Origin of the sequence: Streptomyces arenae, from assembly GCF_022343545.1 — a bacterium.
Lineage (GTDB): Bacteria > Actinomycetota > Actinomycetes > Streptomycetales > Streptomycetaceae > Streptomyces > Streptomyces humi.
The window spans coordinates 1-23,390 of sequence record NZ_JAKQYH010000050.1 but is presented as its reverse complement, the minus strand read 5'-3'; the positions used below and the strand labels follow the sequence as shown (position 1 = coordinate 23,390).

Annotated in this window: 19 protein-coding genes; 10 read left to right on the top strand and 9 right to left on the bottom strand. The window is 72.9% G+C overall.

Annotated elements, in window-relative coordinates; genetic code table 11:
- The first annotated feature begins 268 nt into the window (after positions 1 to 268).
- From MB828_RS21875 to MB828_RS21855, 5 genes are all read left to right on the top strand, one after another.
- Positions 269 to 1,159, top strand: a complete 891-nt coding sequence (locus MB828_RS21875) for an FAD binding domain-containing protein (protein ID WP_133026434.1) — start codon at positions 269 to 271, stop codon at positions 1,157 to 1,159.
- Positions 1,159 to 1,728 carry a (2Fe-2S)-binding protein gene (locus tag MB828_RS21870; protein WP_133026433.1) on the top strand — a complete coding sequence of 190 codons (570 nt, stop codon included), beginning with the start codon at positions 1,159 to 1,161 and terminating at the stop codon, positions 1,726 to 1,728. Before MB828_RS21875 ends, MB828_RS21870 begins: the two co-directional genes overlap by 1 nt.
- Positions 1,729 to 1,733: 5 nt before the next feature.
- Positions 1,734 to 4,145 (top strand): xanthine dehydrogenase family protein molybdopterin-binding subunit, encoded by a 2,412-nt coding sequence (locus MB828_RS21865; RefSeq protein ID WP_301649667.1) that lies wholly within the window; start codon positions 1,734 to 1,736, stop codon positions 4,143 to 4,145.
- Positions 4,146 to 4,228: 83 nt separating this feature from the next.
- Positions 4,229 to 5,689: an NCS2 family permease gene (locus tag MB828_RS21860; protein ID WP_301649666.1), complete on the top strand. Its 1,461-nt coding sequence runs from the start codon at positions 4,229 to 4,231 to the stop codon at positions 5,687 to 5,689.
- 57 nt (positions 5,690 to 5,746) lie between these two features.
- Positions 5,747 to 6,904: an XdhC family protein gene (locus MB828_RS21855; RefSeq protein ID WP_301649665.1), complete on the top strand. Its 1,158-nt coding sequence runs from the start codon at positions 5,747 to 5,749 to the stop codon at positions 6,902 to 6,904.
- A gap of 214 nt (positions 6,905 to 7,118) precedes the next feature.
- Here MB828_RS21855 and MB828_RS21850 read toward each other — a convergent pair whose 3' ends face one another.
- The 3 genes from MB828_RS21850 to MB828_RS21840 all read right to left on the bottom strand — a co-directional run bounded on the left by MB828_RS21850 (position 7,119) and on the right by MB828_RS21840 (position 9,380).
- Positions 7,119 to 7,775 carry a Crp/Fnr family transcriptional regulator gene (locus MB828_RS21850; protein ID WP_301649664.1) on the bottom strand — a complete coding sequence of 219 codons (657 nt, stop codon included), beginning with the start codon at positions 7,773 to 7,775 and terminating at the stop codon, positions 7,119 to 7,121.
- 105 nt (positions 7,776 to 7,880) lie between these two features.
- Positions 7,881 to 8,321 (bottom strand): SRPBCC family protein, encoded by a 441-nt coding sequence (locus MB828_RS21845; RefSeq protein WP_301649663.1) that lies wholly within the window; start codon positions 8,319 to 8,321, stop codon positions 7,881 to 7,883.
- Positions 8,322 to 8,564: 243 nt separating this feature from the next.
- Entirely contained in the window at positions 8,565 to 9,380 is an 816-nt protein-coding gene (locus MB828_RS21840) for a polysaccharide deacetylase family protein (protein ID WP_133026427.1), read from the bottom strand.
- A gap of 134 nt (positions 9,381 to 9,514) precedes the next feature.
- Between MB828_RS21840 and MB828_RS21835 the strand changes: the two genes are divergently transcribed.
- A complete protein-coding gene (locus MB828_RS21835; RefSeq protein WP_301649662.1) occupies positions 9,515 to 10,156 on the top strand; it encodes a phosphoribosyltransferase in 642 nt (213 codons plus the stop codon).
- A gap of 126 nt (positions 10,157 to 10,282) precedes the next feature.
- Entirely contained in the window at positions 10,283 to 11,269 is a 987-nt protein-coding gene (locus MB828_RS21830) for a serine/threonine-protein kinase (RefSeq protein ID WP_301649661.1), read from the top strand.
- 36 nt (positions 11,270 to 11,305) lie between these two features.
- On the opposite strand, the gene MB828_RS21825 is transcribed toward MB828_RS21830, so the two are convergent.
- Positions 11,306 to 13,747: a SpoIIE family protein phosphatase gene (locus tag MB828_RS21825; protein WP_301649660.1), complete on the bottom strand. Its 2,442-nt coding sequence runs from the start codon at positions 13,745 to 13,747 to the stop codon at positions 11,306 to 11,308.
- A 206-nt stretch (positions 13,748 to 13,953) separates the two neighbouring features.
- Here MB828_RS21825 and MB828_RS21820 point away from each other — a divergent pair, with 206 nt between their 5' ends.
- On the top strand, positions 13,954 to 15,111 hold the full coding sequence (locus MB828_RS21820) for an NAD(+)/NADH kinase (RefSeq protein ID WP_301649659.1): 1,158 nt from the start codon (positions 13,954 to 13,956) through the stop codon (positions 15,109 to 15,111).
- Positions 15,112 to 15,307: 196 nt separating this feature from the next.
- Here MB828_RS21820 and MB828_RS21815 read toward each other — a convergent pair whose 3' ends face one another.
- Positions 15,308 to 17,008 (bottom strand): purine-cytosine permease family protein, encoded by a 1,701-nt coding sequence (locus MB828_RS21815; RefSeq protein ID WP_301649658.1) that lies wholly within the window; start codon positions 17,006 to 17,008, stop codon positions 15,308 to 15,310.
- A 135-nt stretch (positions 17,009 to 17,143) separates the two neighbouring features.
- Complete coding sequence (locus MB828_RS21810; RefSeq protein ID WP_301649657.1) at positions 17,144 to 18,214, bottom strand: substrate-binding domain-containing protein; 1,071 nt, start codon at positions 18,212 to 18,214, stop codon at positions 17,144 to 17,146.
- Between the two features lie 112 nt (positions 18,215 to 18,326).
- Here MB828_RS21810 and MB828_RS21805 point away from each other — a divergent pair, with 112 nt between their 5' ends.
- The gene (locus tag MB828_RS21805; protein ID WP_301649656.1) at positions 18,327 to 18,866 is read left to right on the top strand and encodes a MarR family winged helix-turn-helix transcriptional regulator; all 540 of its coding nucleotides are present in this window, start codon (positions 18,327 to 18,329) and stop codon (positions 18,864 to 18,866) included.
- Positions 18,867 to 18,884: 18 nt separating this feature from the next.
- Here MB828_RS21805 and MB828_RS21800 read toward each other — a convergent pair whose 3' ends face one another.
- Positions 18,885 to 20,228: a hypothetical protein gene (locus MB828_RS21800; protein ID WP_301649655.1), complete on the bottom strand. Its 1,344-nt coding sequence runs from the start codon at positions 20,226 to 20,228 to the stop codon at positions 18,885 to 18,887.
- Between the two features lie 113 nt (positions 20,229 to 20,341).
- Here MB828_RS21800 and MB828_RS21795 point away from each other — a divergent pair, with 113 nt between their 5' ends.
- A complete protein-coding gene (locus tag MB828_RS21795; RefSeq protein WP_301649654.1) occupies positions 20,342 to 21,610 on the top strand; it encodes a molybdopterin-dependent oxidoreductase in 1,269 nt (422 codons plus the stop codon).
- 331 nt (positions 21,611 to 21,941) lie between these two features.
- On the opposite strand, the gene MB828_RS21790 is transcribed toward MB828_RS21795, so the two are convergent.
- Positions 21,942 to 22,685, bottom strand: coding sequence for a class I SAM-dependent methyltransferase (locus MB828_RS21790; protein WP_301649653.1), 744 nt, complete (start codon positions 22,683 to 22,685; stop codon positions 21,942 to 21,944).
- On the bottom strand, positions 22,682 to 23,320 hold the full coding sequence (locus MB828_RS21785; protein ID WP_301649722.1) for a TIGR04282 family arsenosugar biosynthesis glycosyltransferase: 639 nt from the start codon (positions 23,318 to 23,320) through the stop codon (positions 22,682 to 22,684). Before MB828_RS21785 ends, MB828_RS21790 begins: the two co-directional genes overlap by 4 nt.
- Positions 23,321 to 23,390: the final 70 nt, after the last annotated feature.

The window sequence follows — 23,390 nt, the reverse complement described above, 5'->3', positions numbered from 1 at the left end:
CGCTACCGCGTGGCACCTGAGCGTTTCCCGCGTTTCCACGGGAAAACCAAGAGGTTACTGATGACCTCCGTTCATACGAATCTACAAGATGCCCGTGCTGGCCAGCCAACTCCTTCATGGTTTCGGTGACTGACCCCGCTGGAGTACGGAGCGGTGTACTGACCTCGTTCCGCGTGAACAGGACATGAACGAGCCTCGCCCGCCGCACACGGATTGGCTCAATCCGCACGACTCACGAGACTCAACGAGACGGAGAAGAGAGCCGGTCATGGACTTCCTTCGCCCCGCCAGCTGGGAGGAGGCGCTCGCCGCCAAGGCCGAGCACCCCACCGCAGTGCCGATCGCGGGCGGCACCGACGTGATGGTCGAGATCAACTTCGACCACCGCCGGCCCGAGTACCTCCTCGACCTCAACCGCATCGGTGATCTCTACGAGTGGGAGGTCGGCGAGGAGAGCGTGCGGCTCGGCGCCTCCGTGCCGTACACCCGGATCATGGAGCACCTGCGCGCGGAGCTGCCCGGCCTCGCCCTCGCCTCGCACACGGTCGCCTCCCCGCAGATCCGCAACCGCGGCGGCGTCGGCGGCAACCTCGGCACCGCCTCCCCGGCCGGCGACGCCCACCCCGCCCTGCTCGCGGCGGGCGCGGAGGTGGAGGCCGAGTCGGTGCGCGGCACCCGGCTCATCCCGATCGACGACTTCTACACCGGCGTGAAGCGCAACGCGCTCGCCCCCGACGAGCTGATCCGCGCGGTGCACGTGCGGAAGGCCGACGGACCGCAGCAGTACTCGAAGGTGGGTACCCGCAACGCCATGGTCATCGCCGTGTGCGCGTTCGGGATCGCCCTGCACCCCGCGACGCGGACGGTCCGTACCGGCATCGGCTCGGCCGCCCCGACGCCCGTCCGGGCGAAGGCCGCCGAGGAGTTCCTGGACGCGGCGCTCGACGAGGGCGGCTTCTGGGACAACGGAAAGATCATCACCCCGTCCGTCGCCAAGCAGTTCGCGGACCTGTGCGCCGCCTCCTGCAACCCCATCGACGACGTCCGGGGCACCGCGAGCTACCGCCGCCACGCGGTCGGCGTGATGGCCCGCCGCACCCTCACCTGGACCTGGGAGTCGTACCGCGGCACCACTCAGCAGAAGGGGAGTGTCGCCTGATGCGCGTCAACTTCACCGTCAACGGACGCCCGCAGGAAGCCGACGACGTCTGGGAGGGCGAGAGCCTGCTCTACGTGCTGCGCGAGCGGCTCGGCCTGCCCGGCTCCAAGAACGCCTGTGAGCAGGGCGAGTGCGGCTCCTGCACGGTCCGCCTGGACGGCGTGCCGGTGTGCTCGTGCCTGGTCGCGGCCGGCCAGGCCGAGGGCCGGGAGGTCGTCACCGTCGAGGGCCTCGCCGACCACGCCAGGCAGCGTGACCGCGGCACCGCGTGCGGGACCCCGCTCGACCAGGCCCGGCGCTGGGCCGCGAAGGGCCAGGACTCGCAGACCGGCGAGGGCACCGAACTCTCCCCGGTCCAGCAGGCGTTCATCGACGCCGGCGCCGTCCAGTGCGGCTTCTGCACCCCGGGCCTGCTGGTCGCCGCCGACGAGATGCTGGAGCACAACCCCAACCCGACCGACGCGGACATCCGCGAGGCGCTGTCGGGCAACCTGTGCCGCTGCACCGGCTACGAGAAGATCATGGACGCGGTCCGCCTCGCGGCCGCCCGGCAGTCAGAGGCGGTCTGAACCGGATGCCCACCAACGGCGCTCCCACGAAGATCACCCAGGGTTCGGGGACCAAGGGCGGCATCGGCGAGTCCACGCTGCGCCCCGACGGCACCCTCAAGGTCACCGGCGAGTTCGCGTACTCGTCCGACATGTGGCACGAGGACATGCTCTGGGGTCAGATCCTGCGCTCCACGGTCGCGCACGCGGAAATCGTGTCGATCGACACGAGCGAGGCCCTCGCCCAGCCCGGCGTGTACGCGGTCATGACCTACGACGACCTGCCCACCGCGGTGCGGAACTACGGCCTGGAGATCCAGGACACCCCGGTCCTCGCGCACGGCAAGGTACGCCACCACGGCGAGCCGGTCGCGATCGTCGCCGCCGACCACCCGGAGACGGCCCGCCGTGCCGCCGCGAAGATCAAGGTCGAGTACCGCGAGCTGCCCGTCATCACCGACGAGGCCTCGGCGACCGCCCCGGGAGCCGTCCTCGTCCACGAGAACCGCGACGACCTCCCCCAGTCTTCGACCGGGGGGACCCCCATCATCGGCCACGTCCCGCACCCCAACATCGTGCACCGCCAGCCGATCATCCGCGGCGACGCCGACGAGGCCGCACGGCGGGCCGACGTCATCGTCAAGGGCGAGTACTACTTCGGCATGCAGGACCAGGCCTTCCTCGGCCCCGAGTCCGGGCTCGCGGTGCCCGAGGAGGACGGCGGTGTCCACCTCTACATCGCCACCCAGTGGCTGCACAGCGACCTGCGCCAGATCGCGCCCGTCCTCGGCCTGCCCGAGGACAAGGTGCGGATGACGCTGGCCGGCGTCGGCGGCGCGTTCGGCGGCCGCGAGGACCTGTCGATGCAGATCCACGCCTGCCTGCTGGCCCTGCGCACCGGCAAGCCCGTCAAGATCGTCTACAACCGTTTCGAGTCCTTCTTCGGGCACGTCCACCGCCACCCGGCCCGCCTCTACTACGAGCACGGGGCCACCCGCGAAGGCAAGCTGACGCACGTCAGGTGCCGGATCGTGCTGGACGGCGGCGCCTACGCCTCCGCCTCCCCGGCCGTCGTCGGCAACGCCTCCTCGCTCGGCATCGGGCCGTACGTCGTCGACGACGTCGAGATCGAGGCCATCGCCCTCTACACCAACAACCCGCCGTGCGGCGCGATGCGCGGCTTCGGCGCGGTCCAGGCGTGCTTCGCCTACGAGGCGCAGATGGACAAGGTCGCCAGGGAACTCGGCATGGACCCGGTGGAGTTCAGGAAGCTGAACGCCATGGAGCAGGGCACCCTCATGCCGACCGGGCAGCCGGTGGACTCGCCCGCCCCCGTCGCCGAACTCCTGCGCCGGGTCACCGCGATGCCGATGCCGCCCGAGCGCCAGTGGGAGAGCAGCGAGGGCACCGACGTACGGCAGCTGCCCGGCGGCCTGTCCAACACCACCCACGGCGAAGGCGTCGTACGCGGTGTCGGCTACGCGGTCGGCATCAAGAACGTCGGCTTCTCCGAGGGCTTCGACGACTACTCGACGGCCCGCGTGCGCATGGAGGTGGCCGGCGGTGAACCCGTCGCCGTCGTGCACACCGCGATGGCGGAGGTCGGACAGGGCGGGGTGACCGTCCACGCGCAGATCGCGCGTACCGAGCTGGGCGTGGCACAGGTGACCATCCACCCGGCCGACACCCAGGTGGGCTCGGCGGGTTCGACCTCGGCCTCCCGGCAGACGTACGTCACCGGCGGCGCCGTGAAGAACGCCTGCGAACTGGTCCGGGAGAAGGTCCTGGAGCTGGGCCGGCGCAAGTTCGGTACCTACCACCCCGCCTGGGCCACCGCCGAACTCCTGCTGGAGGGCGGCAAGGTGGTCACCGACGGCGGCGAGGTGCTGGCCGACCTGGTGGACGTCCTCGGCGACGAGACCGTGGAGGTCGAGGCGGAGTGGCGGCACCGGCCGACCGTCCCCTTCGACCTGCGCACGGGGCAGGGCAACGGCCACGTCCAGTACAGCTTCGCCGCGCACCGCGCGGTCGTCGAGGTCGACACCGAGCTGGGCCTGGTCAAGGTGGTCGAGCTGGCCTGCGCCCAGGACGTCGGCAAGGCGCTCAACCCGCTCTCCGTCGTCGGCCAGATCCAGGGCGGTACGACCCAGGGCCTGGGCGTCGCGGTGATGGAGGAGATCATCGTCGACCCGAAGACCGCGAAGGTCAGGAACCCGTCCTTCACGGACTACCTGATCCCGACCATCCTCGACACGCCGACCATCCCGGTCGACGTCCTCGAACTCGCCGACGACCACGCCCCGTACGGCCTGCGCGGCATCGGCGAGGCACCGACCTTGTCGTCGACTCCGGCGGTCCTCGCGGCGATCCGCAACGCGACGGGCCTGGAGCTGAACCGGACACCGGTACGCCCGGAGCACCTGACCGGCAACGCCTAGGCGCGCCGGCACCATCGTTCGTCTCGGGCCGTCCCCCGGGTCGTGCACATCCCAACCCCCTTTGAACCTTGGGAGACGGCACCGTGACCCAGCAGTCAGTGGAGCCCAGGACCACGGCCGACGACGCGGGAGCAGGCACCCGCGTCCCGGCCGGACGTTCCTGGCTCGACCGTTACTTTCACATATCCGCAAGAGGTTCCTCCGTCGCGCGTGAAGTGCGCGGCGGCGTCACCACCTTCATGGCGATGGCGTACATCCTCCTGCTCAACCCCCTGATCCTGTCCGGCAAGGACGCGGCCGGCGACACGCTCGGGCAGCAGGCGCTGATCACGGCGACCGCGTTCGCCGCTGCCTTCACCACGCTCCTGATGGGCTTCGTCGGCAAGGTGCCGCTCGCGCTGGCCGCCGGCCTCTCCGTCTCCGGCGTGCTCTCCTCGCAGGTGGCCCCGGAGATGACCTGGCCGCAGGCGATGGGCATGTGCGTGATGTACGGCGTGGTCATCATGCTGCTGGTGGTCACCGGCCTCCGCGAGATGATCATGAACGCGATCCCGCTCGCGCTCAAGCACGGCATCACCATGGGCATCGGCCTGTTCATCGCCCTCATCGGCTTCTACAAGTCGGGCTTCGTGCACCAGGGCAGGGCCACCCCGCTCACCCTCGGCCCGGCGGGTGAACTCGCCGGCTGGCCGGTGCTGCTGTTCGCCGGCACCCTGCTGCTGATCTTCATGCTCCAGGCCCGGAACACGCCCGGCGCCATCCTGATCGGCATCGTCGCCGGCACCGTCGTGGCCGCCGTCCTGAACGCGGCCGGGGTCGTCGACCCCCGGCAGTGGGCCGGCGGCGCCGCCCCCGCGCTGCACGGCTCCGCCGTCTCCATGCCGGACTTCTCGCTCTTCGGGCACGTCGAGTTCGGCGGCTGGGGCAGAGTGGGCGCGATGACGGTCGCGATGATCGTCTTCACTCTCGTGCTCGCCGGGTTCTTCGACGCGATGGCCACCATCATCGGCGTCGGCACCGAGGCGGAACTCGCCGACGACCGGGGCCGGATGCCGGGGCTGTCCAAGGCGCTGTTCATCGACGGCGCGGGCGGCGCGATCGGCGGGGTGGCCGGCGGCTCCGGCCAGACCGTCTTCATCGAGTCGGCCACGGGCGTCGGCGAAGGCGCCCGGACCGGTCTCGCCTCCGTCGTCACCGGCCTGTTCTTCGCGGCCTGTCTCTTCTTCACCCCGCTCACCGCGATCGTCCCGCAGGAGGTCGCGTCGGCCGCCCTGGTGGTCATCGGCGCGATGATGCTGATGAACGCCCGGCACGTGGACTGGGCCGACCGGGCCACCGCCGTCCCGGTGTTCCTGACGGTCGTGCTGATGCCCTTCACCTACACCATCACCACCGGGGTGGCCGCGGGCGTGATCTCGTACACCGCCATCAAGGCGGCCCAGGGCAGGGCCCGGGAGGTCGGGGCATTCATGTGGGGCCTGACAGGCATCTTCCTGGTCTATTTCGCACTCAGTCCCATCGAGGGCTGGCTGGGCGTCCACTAGACGCCGGGCCGCCCCTCGCGGGAACTTCCACGCAGACGCCGTCAAGGAGACCGAGACATGCTGGACATCGCCGAGGAGCTGAACCGGTGGGCCGTCGACGGGCGGGACTTCGCCGTGGCCACGGTGGTGGCCGTGGGCGGCAGCGCTCCCCGTCAGCCCGGTGCCGCGCTCGCGGTGGACGGCGCGGGCACGGCTGTCGGCTCGGTCTCCGGCGGGTGCGTGGAGGGCGCCGTGTACGAGCTGTGCCGGCAGGCGCTTGAGGACGGCGAAACCGTTCAGGAGCGCTTCGGCTACAGCGACGAGGACGCCTTCGCCGTCGGTCTGACCTGCGGCGGAGTCATCGACATCCTCGTCACCCCGGTACGGGCGGACGATCCCGTCCGGCCGGTGATCGCGGCCGCGCTGGCCGCCGCCGCGCAGGGAGACGCGGCGGCGGTCGCGCGGATCGTCACCGGGCCGCCCGAGCTGACGGGCCGCGCCCTCCTGGTGCGGGCCGACGGTTCCTGGCAGGGCGGCTTCGGCGCCCACCCCGAACTGGACCGCACGGTGGCCGCCGAGGCGGGCGCCTTCCTGGACGCCGGCCGTACCGGCACCCTGGAGATCGGTGAGCAGGGCTCACGCTGCGGAGCCCCGCTCACGGTTCTGGTGGAGTCGTCCGTCCCGCCGCCCCGCATGATCGTCTTCGGGGCGATCGACTTCGCGTCGGCACTGGTCCGGGTCGGCAAGTTCCTCGGCCACCACGTGACGGTGTGCGACGCGCGCCCCGTGTTCGCCACGAAGGCCCGCTTCCCGGAGGCCGACGAGATCGTCGTCGAGTGGCCCCACGAATACCTGGAGCGGACCCGGGTCGACGGCCGTACCGTCCTGTGCGTCCTCACCCACGACACCAAGTTCGACGTCCCGCTGCTCCGGCTCGCCCTCCGCCTCCCGGTGGCCTACGTCGGCGCGATGGGCTCCCGCCGCACCCACCTGGACCGCAACAGCCGGCTGCGCGAGGTCGGCGTCACCGAACTGGAACTGGCCCGCCTCAGGTCCCCCATCGGCCTCGACCTCGGCGCGCGCACCCCGGAGGAGACCGCGCTGTCCATCGCCGCCGAGATCGTCGCCGCCCGCCGGGGCGGCACCGGCGTCTCCCTGACCGGCGCCCACACCCCGATCCACCACGACACCACCTCGACGCAGTCCCCCGCGCGGCGGATCGGTTCGGTGGCCTAGCTCTCCCCCTGCGCGGCCACCGGGTGTGGGCCCCCGGAGCGCCCGGTCCGTTTCCCCCGATCAGCCGAACCGGTCCGGGCGCCAGGGGACGATCGAAGCGTCTTCGGGTCCGGCGTACAGCGTCAAATGACGCATTCGGCGCCGGGAGTTCCGTTCTCATGCGTCTGCCGTGCAAGCGAGGCAACACGGACGGGGCCGGCGCGCGCGGGGCCGGTCATTCCTCCTCGGCCCAGCGGCGCAACCCCGCGAGGTCGAGTACGACGGTCCGGCCCCGGCCCGTGGCCACCAGGCCCGCCCGTTGCATCGCCCGCAGGCAGCGCACCACCGACTCCCGGGACGCCCCCGTGGCGGAGGCCAGTTCACGCTGGTTGACCTGGACGGCTACGGCCCCGGGCAGCGTCTCCGGCGCGGCCGAACCGTACTTGACGGCGAGCTTCACCAGCAGCCCCGCCACCCGGGCGCCGGTGGTGCGGGCGCCCTGATCGGCGCGCAGCCCGTCGGAGTCCCGTAACCGGCCCACGACACTGCGCAGCACCGCCAGGCACAGCGCGGGGTCCCGCTCCAGGAGCCGCAGGAAGGCCTCCCCGGCGACCACCAGACCCGCCGAGCGGCGCATCGCGGTGACCGTGGCGCCCCGGGGCCGGCCGTCGATGCAGGCGAGTTCACCGAGGAGTTCACCGGGGCCGCGCAGCGCGAGCAGGCTGGTGTAGCCGTTGGCCGAGTCGACCGTCGCCTTCACCAGGCCGCCGGTGAGCAGCACGACGGAGTCGGCCGCCTCGCCCTCCCGCATCAGCACCTCGCCGCGCACCCAGGTACGCGGGTGCCCGGCCTCCCGTAACAGACTGACCTCACCGGACGAGAAGAACGCCACCTCCGAGCCTCCCGGCCGCGCCGACCCACGGTGACCGTTCGGCACCGGAGGGCCACTGTCCATCGTGCGGGCGGGATCTGCCAAGGGGCGGTCGGCGGCGGCCGGTCACGGGGTGCGCAGCAGGGTGTTGACCGTACGGCCGAACACCGCGCGGGACGCCTGGCGTACCAGCGGGTCGAACGCCGACGGCAGTCCGCGGACGCTCAGCTCCTCGTGCCAGGTCACCCGGGTGCGGCCGCCGGGCCCGGGGTACACCGCGAGTTCGGCCCAACCGCGCACGATCCGCCCGTGCTTGACCAGGCGGCACCGCCCGGGTCCGCCGTCCCGCGGGGGCTCCCAGACGGTCACCTCCATGGGGTCGTCGAACGAGAGCGGCCCGACGCCCGTACGGGCCACGAAGACGGTGCCCTCGTGGGTCGGGGGATCGGTGAGCACGGTGACCCGGGTCAGCGGGACCACGTCGGCGTGCCGGGACCACTCCGTGAGCCGGCGCCACGCCTCGTCGATCGGCAGCGGAGCCGTCCGCTGGAGAAGGAAAGTGACCACGGCACGATCGTAGGGACCCGGCCACCGTGAACGGGGCACACACAGAGTGTTCACATGAGCTGCGGAATCGTCTCAGCCAGGCGGGGACCGGCCCCCGGCCCGCACGATTCACACCATGGACGGGCAAACCGCCCGCCTGCGCGAGTACCGGCGGACACCCACGTGCGGGGGTGGCCGCGGCGACGCGGGCCGGTTGGGGGCGAGGACGGAGGTGGGGCTGGGGGCCGGGCGGGTTCGGCAGACCTAGGGCCGGTACACCTTCCCGGGTTCCGGCTTTCCGGGGGCGAGGAGTTGGGGGACCGTCACGAAGACGTACCCGCGCTCCTTGAGGGCGTCGATGATCCCCGGTACGGCCGGCACGGTGCCCTGGTAGATGTCGTGCAGCAGGATGATCCCGTCCCGGGACGCCTGGTCGAGGACCCGCTTCTCGATCAGCGCCGAGTCGGTGGTCTGGTAGTCCTTCGCGGTCACGCTCCACAGCACCTCGGACAGGCCCAGCTCGCGGCAGATCCGGTGCACGTTCGCGTCGGTACGGCCCTGGGGCGGGCGCATCAGCCTCGGCTTGCGGCCGGTGAGGCGCTCGATCGCGTCGTCGGTGCGCTCCAGTTCGCCGCGTATCTGCGTGTCCGAGATCTGCGTGAGGATCTTGTGGTCCCAGGTGTGGCTGGCGACCTCGTGGCCCTCCGCCGCCATCCGCTTCACCAGCTGCGGGTACTTCTCTATGTGCCGCTTGCCCAGCAGGAAGAAGGTCGCCGGGACGTGCTTCTCCTTGAGGATGTCGAGCAGCCGGGCCGAGTTCTCGCTGGGCCCCGCGTCGAAGGTGAGCGCGATGCACTTGGCCTCACGGCAGTCGACGGTCCCGAACCGGGTCTCGTTCGCCGGCACGGGACGGGCGCGCTCGGCGGCCGGGGACGTCGTGTCGACCTGTGCGCAGCCGGACAGGGTCAGGGCGAGGGAGACGGCGGCGGCGGTGACGGCGGGGACACGAAGCCGGGCGGAGCGGAACCCGCCGGGCTGTCTTTCCCTCTTCCTGATCGGATGCTTGCTCCAAAGTGGCATGCGGGGACTATACACACAGTTTATAGAAAGCGTGTGCGAATTATTGCGGGAGGACTCGGCCGTCGGCGGCTCCCGGTGTGACGATGGACGGAGGGGGGCCCGAAAGGGATCGAACCCGCCCGAGAGGACACACCGTGCGCTACCGGGACCGCGCCCAGGCCGGCCGTGAACTCGCCGCCGTGCTGGGGGAGTTGCGGGACGAGGGCGCCTTGCCGGAACCGATCGTGCTGGCCCTGCCCCGTGGCGGTGCCGCCGTGGCCGCGGAGGTCGCGCGGGAGCTGCCGGCGCCGCTGGACGTGCTCGTCGTACGCAAGATCGGTGCCCCGCACCACGAGGAGTTCGGTGTCGGCGCGATCACCGGGGACGAACCGCCGCTCCTCGACGGGGAGACCCTGGCCCACCTGGGCCTGAGCGCGGAGGCGCTGACCCCCGTCGTGGAGCGGGAGCGGCGGGAGCTGCGCCGCCGCGAGCGCCGTTACCGGGAGGGCCGCCCGCCGCCGGTGCTGCGCGGCCGTACCGTGATCGTCGTCGACGACGGCCTGGCCACCGGCTCCACCGCCCGTGCCGCCCTGCGCCACGTACGGGGCCGCGGCCCCGCCCGGACCGTGCTGGCCGTCCCGGTGGGCGCGCCCGACTCCCTCGACGCGCTCGCCGCCGAGGCCGACCTCGTGGTCTGCCCGTACCGGCCGGCCGTGTTCAGCTCGGTCGGCCAGTGGTACGACGACTTCGGGCAGCTGACGGACGACGACGTGCTGGACGCCCTGCGCGGGGCCTGAGGAAGACGCCGGATCTCCCACGGCTTTCTGGAAGCACAAGCCGTCGCGTACGCGCCAGCGCGGGCGCGCCACCGCGCCGCTGGATACCATTTGGGCAGGTTCCGGACGTCACGGGATGGACGTGTGATGGCGACGCGCATCGCGGGCTACGAGGTCCAGGGCGAGATCGGCCGCGGCGGCATGGCCGTCGTCTACCGCGCGAGGGACCTGCGCCTGGACCGGACCGTCGCCCTGAAACTGCTCGCCCCGGAGCTGGCCCGCAACGACACCTTCCGCCGCCGTTTCAGCCACGAGTCCCGGGTGGCGGCCGCTCTCGACCACCCGCACATCGTGCCGGTCTTCGAGGCCGGTGAGACGGACGGAGTGCTGTACATCGCGATGCGCTACGTGTCCGGTCCGGATCTGCGCGCACTGCTGGACAGGGAGGGGGTGCTGCCGGTGGCCACGGCGCTGCGCATCGCCGCCCAGGTGGCCTCCGCGCTGGACGCGGCCCACCAGCACGATCTGGTCCACCGGGACGTGAAGCCCGGCAACGTCCTGGTGGCGCAGGGCACCGACAGCGACCATCCCGAACACGTGTACCTCACGGACTTCGGGCTGACCAAGAAGTCGCTGTCGCTGACGGGGTTCACGACCGCCGGCCAGTTCGTCGGCACGCTGGACTACGTGGCGCCGGAACAGATCTCGGGCCGCGCGGTGGACGGGCGGTGCGACCTCTACAGTCTGGCCTGTGTGGTCTTCGAGATGCTGACCGGCGGTCCGCCGTTCGTGCGGGACGAGGACATCGCGCTGCTGTGGGCGCACCAGCACGACCGCCCGCCCGCGTTGAGCGAGGTGCGGTCGGGGCTGCCGGCGGGGTTCGACGACGTGTTCGCCAAGGCGCTGGCCAAGACCCCCGCGGACCGTTACGGCACCTGTCTGGAGTTCATGGGCGCGCTGCGGCTCGCCGCGTACGGCGCCGGTCCGGGCGGTCCGGACATGCAGGGCCGGCCCGCCGACAGGACCCCCACGGTCGGCCGGCACACCGTCCGTACACCGCCGCCGCCTACGCCACCGCCACCGCCGCCGGACTGGGCCCGCCCCGTGCTCGGCGGCGGCCGCCCGGGCCACTAGAGCCGCCTCGGCTCGTTTCAGTGGCGCGCCCGGCGCTCAGTCCGCGGTGAGGAACTGCTCGGCCCAGACCGTCTTGCCGGTGCTGGCGTGCCGGGTGCCCCAGCGCCGGCTCAGCTGGCCGACGAGGAGCAGCCCGCGCCCGCCCTCGTCGTAGGTGTGGGCCCGGCGCATGTGGGGTGCCGTACTGCTGGAGTCGAAGACCTCGCAGGTGAGAGCGTGGGTGTCGTGGATGAGCCGGAGCCGGACGGGAGGCCGGCCGTACCGGAACGCGTTGGTGACGAGTTCGCTGACGATGAGCTCGGTGATGAACGCGGCGTCCTCCAGCCGCCACGCGATCAGCTGGTCGGTGGCCTGTTTGCGGGCCTCGGCGACGGCGGCGAGGTCGAAGGGCAGCTCCCAGGTGGCGACCCGGTCCGCGTGCAGGGCGCGGGTGCGGCCCACGAGCAGGGCGATGTCGTCGTCGGGGCGGTGGGTGAGCATGGACGTCAGTACCCGGTCGCAGACGGTGTCCAGGCTCTGCGCGGGGCGGGCGAGCGCGGCGAACATCTTGCCCAGGGCGTCGTCGATGTCGTGGTCGCGGGGTTCGAGCAGGCCGTTGGTGTAGAGGGCGATGAGACTGCCCTCGGGGAGTTCCGTCTCGAAGGACTCGAAGGGCAGCCCGCCGAGGCCCAGCGGGGGACCGGCGGGGACGTCGAGGAAGTGGACGGTGCCCCCGGTGACCACGGCGGGCGGCGGATGGCCGGCCCGGGCGACGTCGAACCGCCGGGTCACGGGGTCGTACACGCCGTACAGGCAGGTCGTGCCGACACCACCGGCGGTCTCCTCGGCGTCTTCGGCGCCCGCCTCCTCCGCGGAGAGGTGGACGACCAGATCGTCGAGGTGGCTGAGGAGTTCGTCGGGCGGCAGGTCGACGTCGGCCAGGGTGCGGACCGCCGTGCGCACCCGGCCCATGGTGGCGGCGGCCCGGATGCCGTGGCCGACGACGTCGCCGACGACGAGCGCGACCCGGGTGCCGGACAGTGGGATGACGTCGAACCAGTCGCCGCCCACGCCGGCCTGGCTGACGGAGGGCAGGTAGCGGGTGGCGATGTCCAGCGCCGACTGCTCGGGCAGCGTGTGGGGGAGCAGGCTGCGCTGCAGCGTCATCGTGGTGGTGTGCTGGCGCTCGATGCGCGCGGTGCCGTGGATGCTGGTGGCCGCGCGGGCCGCCAGCTGCTCGGCCACCCACAGGTCGTCCTCGTCGAACGGCTCGGGCCGCCGGTTCCGCCCGAACAGGGCCACCCCGAAGGTGGCGCCGGCCGCGGTGAGCGGCACCGCCATCAGTGAGTGCGCCCCGCTCGCCCGGATCCAGTCGGCGGCCGGCGGGTCCTCCCGCGCCCAGCGGACCACGCTCTCGTCGTCCCCCGTGTACACCGAGCCCCGCCCGTCGGCCAGACAGCGGCCCGACGGTGACCAGGGCGGGCAGCGCAGCACGTCGCCCGTCGGGTGGGGCGGCGGCGGAGCGTCGGGCACCGACCGTACGGCCGCCCGGCGCAGCGTCAGGTCGCCGGGCTCGGGCGTGCCGTCCCGGCCGGCGCGCCGGGTCACGAGCTCGGCCGAGCGCGGGGGAGTGTCCAGCAGGTCGACGGCGCACACGTCGGCGAAACCGGGCACCGCGACCTCGGCCAGTTCCCGTGCGGTGCGCTGCACGTCGGAGGTGGTGCCGATGCGCGTCCCCGCGTCGCTCAGCAGCAGCATCCGCTGCCGTACCAGCTGTTCGGACGGGTCGGAGTGGGCGGTCACGGTGACCGCCCGCACCCGGCCGCCCGGGTCCGTCAGCGGGACGATCCGGGCGTGCCAGTCGCGCGTCGGGTCGGCCGGGTCCAGGTGCAGGTGGACGTCCTGCGGGGCGCCGCCGTCGAGGATCCGCCGCATGCCGGCCTCGGCCTCGGCGCTGCCCTCGTACGGGGCGATGTCCGTGAGCCGCAGCCCGCGTATCGTCCCCTCGGCCAGGGAGAGCGCGCGCTGCATCCCCGCGCTGGCCCGGACCAGCCGCAGCCCCTCGTCGAAGACGGCGGCGACGCAGGGGGATTCGTGGAAGGCCCATTCCCCCAGTTCGTGGCCGGTGCCCGGGGGCAGTCCCGTGACGGCCGAGACGACCAGCCACTCGATGCCGCCCGGCCGCTCGGACGTGGGTCTGCGGTGGACCAGTACGTCGTGGTCCAGCCGGTGTCCGTCGCGGTGGCGCAGGGCCGCGGTGCCGCTCCAGCGGGGCCCGGCGGCCGCCTCCCGCCAGCTGTCCCCGTCCGGTTCGGCGAGCAGTTCGACGGCGCTGCGCCCCAGGATCTCGGCGGGCGGATAGCCCAGCATCAGCCTGGCCCCGTCGCTCCAGCCGGTCACCACGCCCCGCTCGTCGACCGTGACCACCGCGGTGCGGGCGCCCCGGGACACGGCGGGGGTCTGCGCCGGGTCGCTGGCAGGGGTGGGACGTCGTTCCATCGCCGCTCATCCTTCGCGGAACCTGCACGGCCGCTCTCCTCCCCAGGATGATCCCGGCCGCCACGGAGCACCAATCCGCTCCGGCTGGTCGTCTTCCTCGGGCCGCGATCGCGCTTCCTCGGGCTGTGCTCGCGCTCCGCCCGACAGATCCGCCCGCGTCGTGACAGCGTGGGAGCAGTGGCGGCCATGGCGTCCTGGAGGCGGAGATGACGGTGAACGGGCTCGGACTGGTGGTGCACGGAGGGCGCAGGGAGGCGGTGGAAGCGGCCGGTGCCGTACGGGCGTGGGCCGCCGCGCACGACGTGCGCTGTACCGACATCGACGTGTGGCACGACGGCGGCCGGCACAGCTCGGGTGAGGAGGTCGCGGCCGCCGGTGACCCCGATCTGATCGTCACCCTCGGCGGCGACGGCACCTTCCTGCGCGGCGCCCGGCTCGCCGCCCACAACGACGCGCTGGTCCTCGGCGTCGACCTGGGCCGGGTCGGCTTCCTGACCGACGTGCCGGTCCGCTCGGTCACGGACGCGCTGGACGCGGTGTACGAGAACCGGTTCAGCGTCGACCGCCGGCTGCTGCTCACCATGCGCTCCTCCCGCCGGCTGGAGGTGCCCGCCGACATGGAGGACCTGATGCAGTACGGCCGCGGGCCGCTGCTGCCCCCGCCCCAGGTGCGCACCGACTGCGAACAGGACGCCGAGTGGGGTGTCCCGCTGCACATCACCGCCGTCAACGACATCGTCCTGGAGAAGCTGTCCCGGGACCGCCAGGTGTCGGTGGGCGTGTACATCTCCGGGCGGCTGCTCGCCTCGTACTCCGCCGACGCGCTGCTGGTGGCGACCCCCACCGGCTCCACCGCGTACAGCTTCGCCGCCGGCGGGCCGGTCGTGTCGCCCTGCGCGGAGGCGCTGGTCTTCACCCCGGTCGCCCCGCACATGGCGTTCGACCGCTCGGTCGTCACCGCCCCCGACGAGGCCGTCGGCCTGCGCGTCCTGGAACGCTCGGGGCCGGCCGCGGTCAGCGTCGACGGCCAGGTGCGCGGTGTGTTGCAGCCCGGCGACTGGATCGGGGTGTACGCCGCCCCCAGCCGGCTGCGGGTGGTCCGGCTGGCGCCGATGGACTTCTACGGCCGGCTGCGCGAGCGCATGAACCTGACCGACGCCCCGGCCGCAGTCGCCGACGGCACCCCCGCCCCCCTCTGGTCGCTGACCGCGCCTCCGCCGGGCGACCTCGACCACCTCTCCTTCCCGCTCCTGGCCGCCCAGCGCGCCCAGGCGGAGGGGTGCGCGGACGGGGAGGACGGCGCCGAGCCCACGCCGGTAGAGCCGGCCGTCCCGAGCCACGCACGGCACGGGAGCCGTCCCTGACCCGGTCCGCACGGCGCGGGAGCCGCCCCCGACCCGGCCCGCGCCGGTCACGCGGCGCCGGTTCCGCCAGGCGGTCGCTCGCACGAATGGCAGGGCCAGGCCGACCGCCAGATCAGGCTCCTGATGGACGGCCTGCGGGCAACGGCTCCGGCCCGCGCCGAGGGGCGCGGGCCGGAGCGGTGAGCGAGGGGACGGGTCAGTCCGTGGACCGCACCGCGGGGATGCCGAGCGCGACCGGTCCGCTCTTGCAGGAGTCGTGGCAGTCCTTCTCCAGGCTGCAGCACAGCGAGCAGATCGCGCCCGAGTGGAACGGGCAGCCCGCCACGTCCGGCCGCTCGAACTCGGTCGCGCACACCGTGCAGGTCAGCAAGGCCGCCGACGGCAGCCCGTCCGCGCCCAGCAACGGCTCCGCGAGGTCGTCGACGCGGGCGATGTAGTACTTGCCCTTGGTCAGCACCGCGAACAACGGCGAGAGCACCATCGCCAGGAACAGCGCGACGAAGGGCGAGTACGCCTTGCCGTACTCCCCGAACGCGTTGAAGTACGCGGCGATCGAGACCGCCGACGCGATCAGCATCGAGCCGAACCCGACGGGGTTGAAGTTGTGCAGATGGGCGCGCTTGAACTCGATGTACGAAGGGCTCAGCCCCAGCGGCTTGTTGATGACCAGGTCGGCGACGACCGCGCCGATCCAGGCGATCGCCACGTTGGAGTAGAAGCCCAGCACGGTGTTCAGGAAACCGAAGACGCCGCCCTCCATCAGGGCCAGCGCGATGCCGACGTTGAGGAAGATGTAGACGACCCGGCCGGGGTGCCGGTGCGTCAGCCGGGAGAAGAAGTTCGACCAGGACAGCGAACCGGAGTAGGCGTTCGTCGAGTTGATCTTTATCTGGGAGAGGATCACGAAGAACGTGGCCAGGCCGAGCGCGACGGGTGCGGCGAACGTCCTGAACCCGGACACGTACTGCTGGATCGGCTCGTTGGCCTTGGCCAGGCCCACGCTGCCCGCGATGTAGAAGGCGAGGAACGCCCCGCCGATCTGCTTGGCCGCGCCGAGCACCACCCAGCCCGGACCGGCGGAGAGCACCGCGCCCCACCACTTCCTGCCGTTCTCCGGTGTCTTGTCCGGCATGAACCGCAGGTAGTCGACCTGCTCACCGATCTGCGCGATCAGTGACAGCGCGACGCCCGCACCCGCGCCCACCCCGAGCATGCTGATGCCGGACCCGGTCGGCGAGTTGCCCGCGAAGTGCGTGAACTCCGAGAACTTGCCCGGCTCCTGGATCGCGATGGACACGAACGGCGCCACCATCAGCACCAGCCACACCGGCTGTGTCCACACCTGCATCTTCGACAGCGCGGTCATGCCGTAGATGACCAGCGGCAGGATGATGAGGGAGCAGATCAGGTACCCGACGGCCAGCGGGATGTGCAGGCCCAGCTCCAGGGCCTGCGCCATGATCGAGCCTTCGAGCGCGAAGAAGATGAAGGTGAAGCTGGCGTAGATGACCGAGGTGAGCGTCGAGCCGAGGTAGCCGAAGCCGGCCCCCCGGGTCAACAGGTCCATGTCGATGGAGTACTTGGCCGAGTAGTAGGAGATCGGGATCCCGGTCAGGAAGATGACCACCGCGGCCGTCAGGATCGCCACCATGGCGCTGGAGAAGCCGTTGGAGATGGCGATCGAACCGCCGATCGCGAAGTCCGCGAGGTAGGCGATGCCGCCGAGCGCGGTGGTGGCCACGACGTAGGGGGTCCAGCGGCGGAAGGACTTCGGCGCGTAGCGCAGCGAGTAGTCCTCCAGGGTGTCGTTCTTCGCCCAGTCGTTGTAGGTCCGTTTGCCGTCCGTCCGGCCCTCCGCCACGGCGGGCGGCGCCTCGTTGCCGACGATCTCCGTCACGACTCTTCCCTCTCTCGTCCCCGGTCGTTGCACGGAAGAGTCGCGGCACGCTGTTTCCCGGACGTTGCACCTGCTTTAAAAGACAAAGCTTGATACTTCCCGTGGGAAGTATCGGTCCCGAGGCGGCGGTCGGGTTCAGAGCTGGGCGACGACGTGGAAGTCGAAGACGTCCGCCCGCGCCAGGTACAGCCGTTGCGCGAGATGGTTGCCGCGCAGCCGTACGACACCGCGCGGGCCCTCGTACGACACCGCGTCCCCGACCGCGCACATCGTCCGCACGTCCAGTGACCGCGCCCGTTCGGCCAGCGCCGCCAGCAGTCGCACCCCTTCGAAGCAGGACTCGCCGAGACTGCCCACGACGGGTGCGCCCATGCCGAACCGGGCCGTGTGGCGGGCGCCGAAGTCGAGGCTCTCGGCGGTGGCGAGGGTCTCGAAGAAGCCGGCCGCCGCCCAGAGCCCGTCGGTGCCGTCCGCGCCGGTCGCCAGCAGGATGTTCTCGTCCATGTGGGTGCTCAGCCGCAGACACCGCTGGTGCAGCCCGTATCCGGCGAACGCCCGGTTGAAGCGGGCCGCGTCCGCCCCGACCAGCAGCATCAGCACCGCGTCCGCCTCGCACCGCTCGACCCGGCGCAGCACCGGCCCGAACTGCTCCGTCCCCAGCGGCACGAACACCTCGTCCCGCACCCGGCCGCCGCACTCCCGTGCGAACCCGCGCGCCGCGCGGGCGGTCACCCGCGGCCAGACGTAGTCGTTGCCCACCGTGCACCAGCGCCGCACCCCGGCGGACTCCGCCAGCAGCCGCATGGCGGGCAGCAGTTGGGCCGCGTCCGTCTCACCGGTCAGGAACACGCCCGGTGTCCGCTCACCGCCCTCGTACTGCGCGGTGTAGACGTACGGCACCCGGCCCGCGACCCGGGGCAGCAGCGCCTGCCGGACCGCCGAGGTGTGCCAGCCCACCACCCCGTCCACGGCGCCCAGCGAGACCAGCGCCCCCACCTCGGCCGCCACCCGCGCCGGCGGACCACCGCCGTCCACCGTGACCAGCCGGACCTCCCGGCCCAGCACCCCGCCCGAGGCGTTCAGTTCCTCCACGGCGAGCAGTGCGGCCGACTCGCACGACGGTCCGAAGACGCCCGCCGGACCCTGCAACGGCACGACGAGGGCGACGTTCAGTGTCGTACGCGTCCCGCGCGGCGGCGGACGCATCGGGCCACCTCCGTGCGGGCGGGAGAGCGCGGACCACGGTCCCGGGCCCCGGCGCCCTCGCCCGGGCTCGTATCCTGCGTCGCACAGTAGACCTGACGGAAGGACACCGGCAATGCCGTCCGTACCCTCCTCGCCGGACCTCGCGCACCTCCTCAGCCACGCCGAACGCCGGGTCGTCCGGCGGCTGGCGGCGGTGCTGGCCGAGGAGGACTGCACCGTCGAGGAGTGGCGCGTGCTGTCGCTGGTCGGCGACGGCGCGGGGCATCCGATGTCGGAGATCGCCGGCCACGCGCTGATGCCGGCGCCCAGCCTGACCAAGCTGGTGGACCGCATGGTCGCCGACAACCTCGTCCACCGGCGCCCCGATCCGCACGACCGGCGCCGCGTCCTGCTCCACCTCACCGCGCGCGGCGCCGACCTGCACCGGCGCACCGCCCTCCGGGTCCACGCGGACCAGGCCCGCCTGCTCGCCGAGATGGCCGACGGGGGAGCACTGACCCGCCTGCTCCCCGAACTGACCAAGGCCGCCGCCCCGGACCCCGCCGCCACCGCCGCACCGGACCCCGCCGCCACCGCCGCCCCGGGCCCCGCTGCCACCGCCACTACCGCCGCCCCACGGCACCCGTCCGCGCCGAGCCCGGCCACCGCCTGAGCCGGTGGGCGCGCCGGCTCACCAACCGGTGAAGAGGAGATGGTTCAGCAGCAGCGCGAGCACCGCCTGTGCCGTGAGCCAGATCCGCGGCCCGGGCAGGAACGCACCGGCGGCCGGCAGCCACATCGCGAACGGCAGCCAGATCCGCTCCGTCTCCGCCTTGCTCATCCCGGACAGGTCGGCGATCAGCAGCGCGAGCAGGGTGACGCACACCAGGAAGGCCAGCCGGAGTTCCGGCCCGGGCGCGGTACGGCGGTGGACCAGCACGGCGCCGGCCCGGCGCAGCCCCGCCACCGTCGCCGGGCCGGTGATGATCACCGTGCAGGCCAGGTTGGCCCACACCCAGTAGCCGTACGGCCGGGTCCCGCCGACGCCCTGGTAGTAGCGGGTGACCAGCAGCCGGTACCCCTGCCACCAGTCGAACCCGGCGAACGTGAAGCCGAGCGGCACGACCGCCGCCCCCGCCACCAGCAGGACCAGGATCACCGGCCGCGCCCGGACCCGCCGTCGGCCGATCATCAGCACCGCCGCCCCGATCAGCGCGAAGAGCGTCAGACCGTACGACAGATAGCAGGTCAGCCCGTACAGCAGTCCCGCGGCCGCGGCCCAGGCCACGGAGCGTCCCGTCACCGCCAGGGCCAGCAGCGCCACCGTCCAGGCGGCGACCGCCGCGAAGTACCCGTCGGCCGAGGCGCCCACCCACACGGCGGCCGGGAGCAGTACGAGGAAGGGCGCGGCCCGCCGGGCGAGCCGCTCCGCCGCGAGCGCCCGCACCGCGACCAGTACGGCGGCCCCGGCCGTGGACCCGACGGTGACGCACCAGGCCCCGGCCCAGCCGCCGCCGTGCAGCCCGGCCCGGTCCAGCAGGACGAAGGTGAGGGTGGCCGCCGGCGGATGCCCGGCGATGTGCGCGGGCCAGGGCGCGGGCGTGCCGCTGACGATGTGGTGGGTGAAGTCCCGCAGGGTCGCCGGGATGTCGTGGAAGCGCCCGATGACCGTGAGGTACTCGTTCGGGCTGGTGAGCCGGCCCGCCACACCCCGCTGCCAGCCGTCGACCAGCGCCAGCGACCACGTCCAGGCCAGCGAGCCGCCCCAGGCCGCGGCGAGCAGCCCGCGCCACGGCAGCCGTACGGCGAGGTTCGGCCCGTACGCCACCACCGCGGCCCCGACGAGCACGGCGGCCGGTGTCCCCGGGCCCACGTGCGGGTCCCAGTCGGCGAACAGCGGCGGCCAGTGCACGAACAGGGTGCGGTAGGTGTCCTGGATGTGCCGGCCGACCAGGACGGCGGCGAGTACGAGCAGGGCGGCGGCGAGCACGGCGGACAGATCGGCGTACCGGCCGCGGAGGGAATCGCGGGTCACACCGGAACGCTAGGCCCGCGAGCCGGGGGCGCCGTGGATCAGTGGGCCGACGTCAGACTTTCGTCATGGGCCGGGTACGGGATCCAGGGGTTTCCCCGGCCTACGGTCGGAACATGCGAGACGACGATCCACGGCTTCCCACCTCACCCGGATTCTGGCGCAGTCCGCTGCGCGGCACCTGGTTCACCTCGGTGCTCGGCCTGGTGCTGCTCGTCGGCGTCACGGTGCTGTTCGTGACCGGACTGGTGTCGTACGCCGCGTACAACCCGGACCTGGCACCGGTGAACGACCAGACCCCGGACAAGGGCCTCCTCGGCTTCTACCTCTTCTCCTGGCCGACGAATCCGTCCTGGCTCTACCGGCTCACCCAGGGCCTGCACGTCACCCTCGGGATCACCCTGATCCCGGTGCTGCTCGCCAAGCTGTGGTCCGTGGTGCCGAAGCTGTTCGCGCTGCCCCCGGCCCGCTCGCTCGCCCACGCCCTGGAGCGGATCTCGCTGCTGCTGCTGGTCGGCGGCGGCCTGTTCGAGTTCACCACCGGTGTCCTCAACGTCCAGCTGGACTACGTCTTCCCCGGCTCCTTCTACCCCCTGCACTTCTACGGCGCCTGGGTGTTCTTCGCCGCCTTCCTGGCCCACGCGGCCCTGAAGACGCCCAAGGCGCTGCGGGCGGTGCGCGAGCGGCGCCGGGGCGAGGACGGGCAGGCGTCACCCGGGCCCGACGAGGACGGACCGGCGTCACCGCGGCCGGACGCGCCGACGGTGGACCGGCGGGGTGCGCTGTGGTTCGTCGGGGGCGCGTCCCTGCTGCTGTTCCTCACGACGGCCGGACAGAGCATCGGGGGCGCGCTGCGCCGCACCGCGCTGCTCGCCCCGCACGGCTGGGCCGACCCGGGCGGCGGTCCGAACGGCTTCCAGATCAACAAGACGGCCGCGTACGCCGGCGTCGGCACGAAGCAGACCGCGGCGGAGACCTGGCGGCTCGTCGTCACGGGGCGGGGCGGCCGGACCGTCCGGCTCACCCGCGCCGACCTCCTCCGGCTCCCGCAGCACAGCGCCGCCCTGCCCATCGCCTGCGTGGAGGGCTGGTCGACCGCCGACCAGTGGTGGCGCGGGGTACGGCTCCGCGACCTCGCCGCCCTCGTCGGACACGACGGCGATCCGCCGGACGTCCTCGTCGAGTCCCTGCAACTGCACGGCGCCTTCCGCCGCGCCGCGCTGCGCGCCAACCAGGTCGCCGACCCGCGCTCGCTGCTCGCCCTGCAGGTCAACGGCGAGGACCTGTCCCCCGACCACGGCTACCCGGCCCGCGTGATCGTGCCGGCCGCTCCCGGTGTGCTCAACACCAAGTGGGTGGCCCGGATGACCTTCGGAGACCTGTGATGCGCCCCCGTCTCGTGACGCGCCCCCGCCTCGCCGTCGGCAGCCCCTTCCAGATCCTGCTGCTGGCCTGCTCGTTCGCGCTCGCCGCCTACGCCGGTGTACGGCTGCTGGCCGGCGACTGGTTCGGTGTGGCGCTGTGGATCGTGGGTGCGGCCCTGCTGCACGACCTGGTGCTGCTGCCGCTGTACGCGCTGGCCGACCGGACGGTGACACGCGGTCTCGGCGTCGCGGGGCACCGGGAGTGGACCATGTACGTCCGCGTCCCCGCCGCGCTCTCCGGGCTGCTCCTGCTGGTGTGGTTCCCGCTGATCAGCGGGACGGTCGCCGGGCACTACCGGTCGGCCACCGGCCAGTCCCCGGACGGCTTCGCGGCCCGCTGGCTGCTGATCACCGCCGTGCTCTTCGGCGGCTCGGCGCTGCTGCTGGCACTGCGGGTGCGCAGGGCCACGAAGCGGCGGCCACCGGCCGCCCACTGACCAGCAGGCGTCCAGCCGCGCGCGTACCGCAGCAGGGCCGGGGTGCCGAGCCGCGCCCACAGGAACGGCTCCCCGACGGCCTCACGGGTGTCGGTGAGGTGGACGTGAACCCGCTCGTCGACGTCCACCGGAGCGGTCTCGGCGATCAACAGGCCTCCGGGTGCGAGGAGTTGACCGACACGGTCCAGGAGCAGGCCGGGATCGCCACCGATGCCGACGTTGCCGTCCATGAGCAGCACGGTGCCCCAGCGGCCCGCGCCGGGCAGCGGCTCGAAGACCGAGCGGCACAGGGCCTGCCCGCCGAGGCGCACGGTGTGGTCGACGGCGGCCGTGCTGACGTCGACGCCGAGGACGGTACGGCCCCGGGCGGCGAGTTCGGCGACCAGCCGGCCGGGGCCGCAGCCGACGTCCAGGACGGCGCCCTCACAACGGTCCAGGACCGCCCGGTCGACCGGGTCGGCCCGCGCGCACCAGCGCTCGACCTCCAGGGGCAGCAGCCAGCCGTCGGCGCGCCGCAGGAACAGCGGGCCGTGCCCGGCGCGCAGCGCCGCCGCGTAGGGGTCGGCGCCGGTCCGGGCGAGGGGCGCCCAGGTGGTCACCGGCGTTCCGTACCGCGCTGCGCCGAGCACCGGGCCAACCGGGCGGCGAACCGGCCGTGCGGGACGAGCGCGGCGACGGCGGCCGCGTCCGCCGCGGTGTCCACGTCCCGCAACAGTGGCAGGTCCCGCACCCGCAGTCCCGCGGCGACGAGCCGCCGCCGCTGGACGGCACCCGTCTGCGGAGCGGACATCGGCACACCGCGCAGCAGCCCGGGATCCGGGTCGGCCAGCCCCAGAGCCCAGAACCCGCCGTCCTCGGCCGGTCCGAAGTACGCGTCGCAGTCGGCGAAGTCCACGGTGAGCAGGGCCGGGGTGACCTGGGGGGTGTCCATGCCGATGAGCAGGGCGGGTCCGGTGCAGCCGGCGAAGGCGTCGGCGAGCCGCGCGTCGAGACCGCCACCGCACTGCGGCACGACGTCGAAGCCGGACGGCAGCCAGGGGCCGGGGCTGCCGTCGAGGACGAGGACGCGGCGGGCGGCGGAGGCCGCGGCCACCGCGTCCAGGGTGTCGGCGAGCGAGGCCTCGGCCAGAGCGGCGGCCTGTTCCGGGGAGAAGGGCGGTGTGAGGCGCGTCTTGACCCGGCCGGGCCTCGGTTCCTTGGCGATGACGAGAAGGGTGGTCTTGAGGGTGGTCATGTGGAGGGTCCTCGGCGGGTGCGGGTGCGGGTGCGGGTGCGGGTGCTGGTGCGGTGGGGGTGGGGCGCGG

Bases quoted from the DNA above. Each gene is read 5' to 3' on its own strand.
- MB828_RS21785 (WP_301649722.1), bottom strand. From the start codon at position 23,320: ATGACCACCCTCAAGACCACCCTTCTCGTCATCGCCAAGGAACCGAGG.
- MB828_RS21810 (WP_301649657.1), bottom strand. From the start codon at position 18,214: ATGCGTCCGCCGCCGCGCGGGACGCGTACGACACTGAACGTCGCCCTC.
- MB828_RS21865 (WP_301649667.1), top strand. From the start codon at position 1,734: ATGCCCACCAACGGCGCTCCCACGAAGATCACCCAGGGTTCGGGGACC.
- MB828_RS21875 (WP_133026434.1), top strand. From the start codon at position 269: ATGGACTTCCTTCGCCCCGCCAGCTGGGAGGAGGCGCTCGCCGCCAAG.
- MB828_RS21825 (WP_301649660.1), bottom strand. From the start codon at position 13,747: ATGGAACGACGTCCCACCCCTGCCAGCGACCCGGCGCAGACCCCCGCC.
- MB828_RS21805 (WP_301649656.1), top strand. From the start codon at position 18,327: ATGCCGTCCGTACCCTCCTCGCCGGACCTCGCGCACCTCCTCAGCCAC.
- MB828_RS21830 (WP_301649661.1), top strand. From the start codon at position 10,283: ATGGCGACGCGCATCGCGGGCTACGAGGTCCAGGGCGAGATCGGCCGC.
- MB828_RS21870 (WP_133026433.1), top strand. From the start codon at position 1,159: ATGCGCGTCAACTTCACCGTCAACGGACGCCCGCAGGAAGCCGACGAC.
- MB828_RS21795 (WP_301649654.1), top strand. From the start codon at position 20,342: ATGCGAGACGACGATCCACGGCTTCCCACCTCACCCGGATTCTGGCGC.
- MB828_RS21855 (WP_301649665.1), top strand. From the start codon at position 5,747: ATGCTGGACATCGCCGAGGAGCTGAACCGGTGGGCCGTCGACGGGCGG.
- MB828_RS21820 (WP_301649659.1), top strand. From the start codon at position 13,954: ATGACGGTGAACGGGCTCGGACTGGTGGTGCACGGAGGGCGCAGGGAG.
- MB828_RS21840 (WP_133026427.1), bottom strand. From the start codon at position 9,380: ATGCCACTTTGGAGCAAGCATCCGATCAGGAAGAGGGAAAGACAGCCC.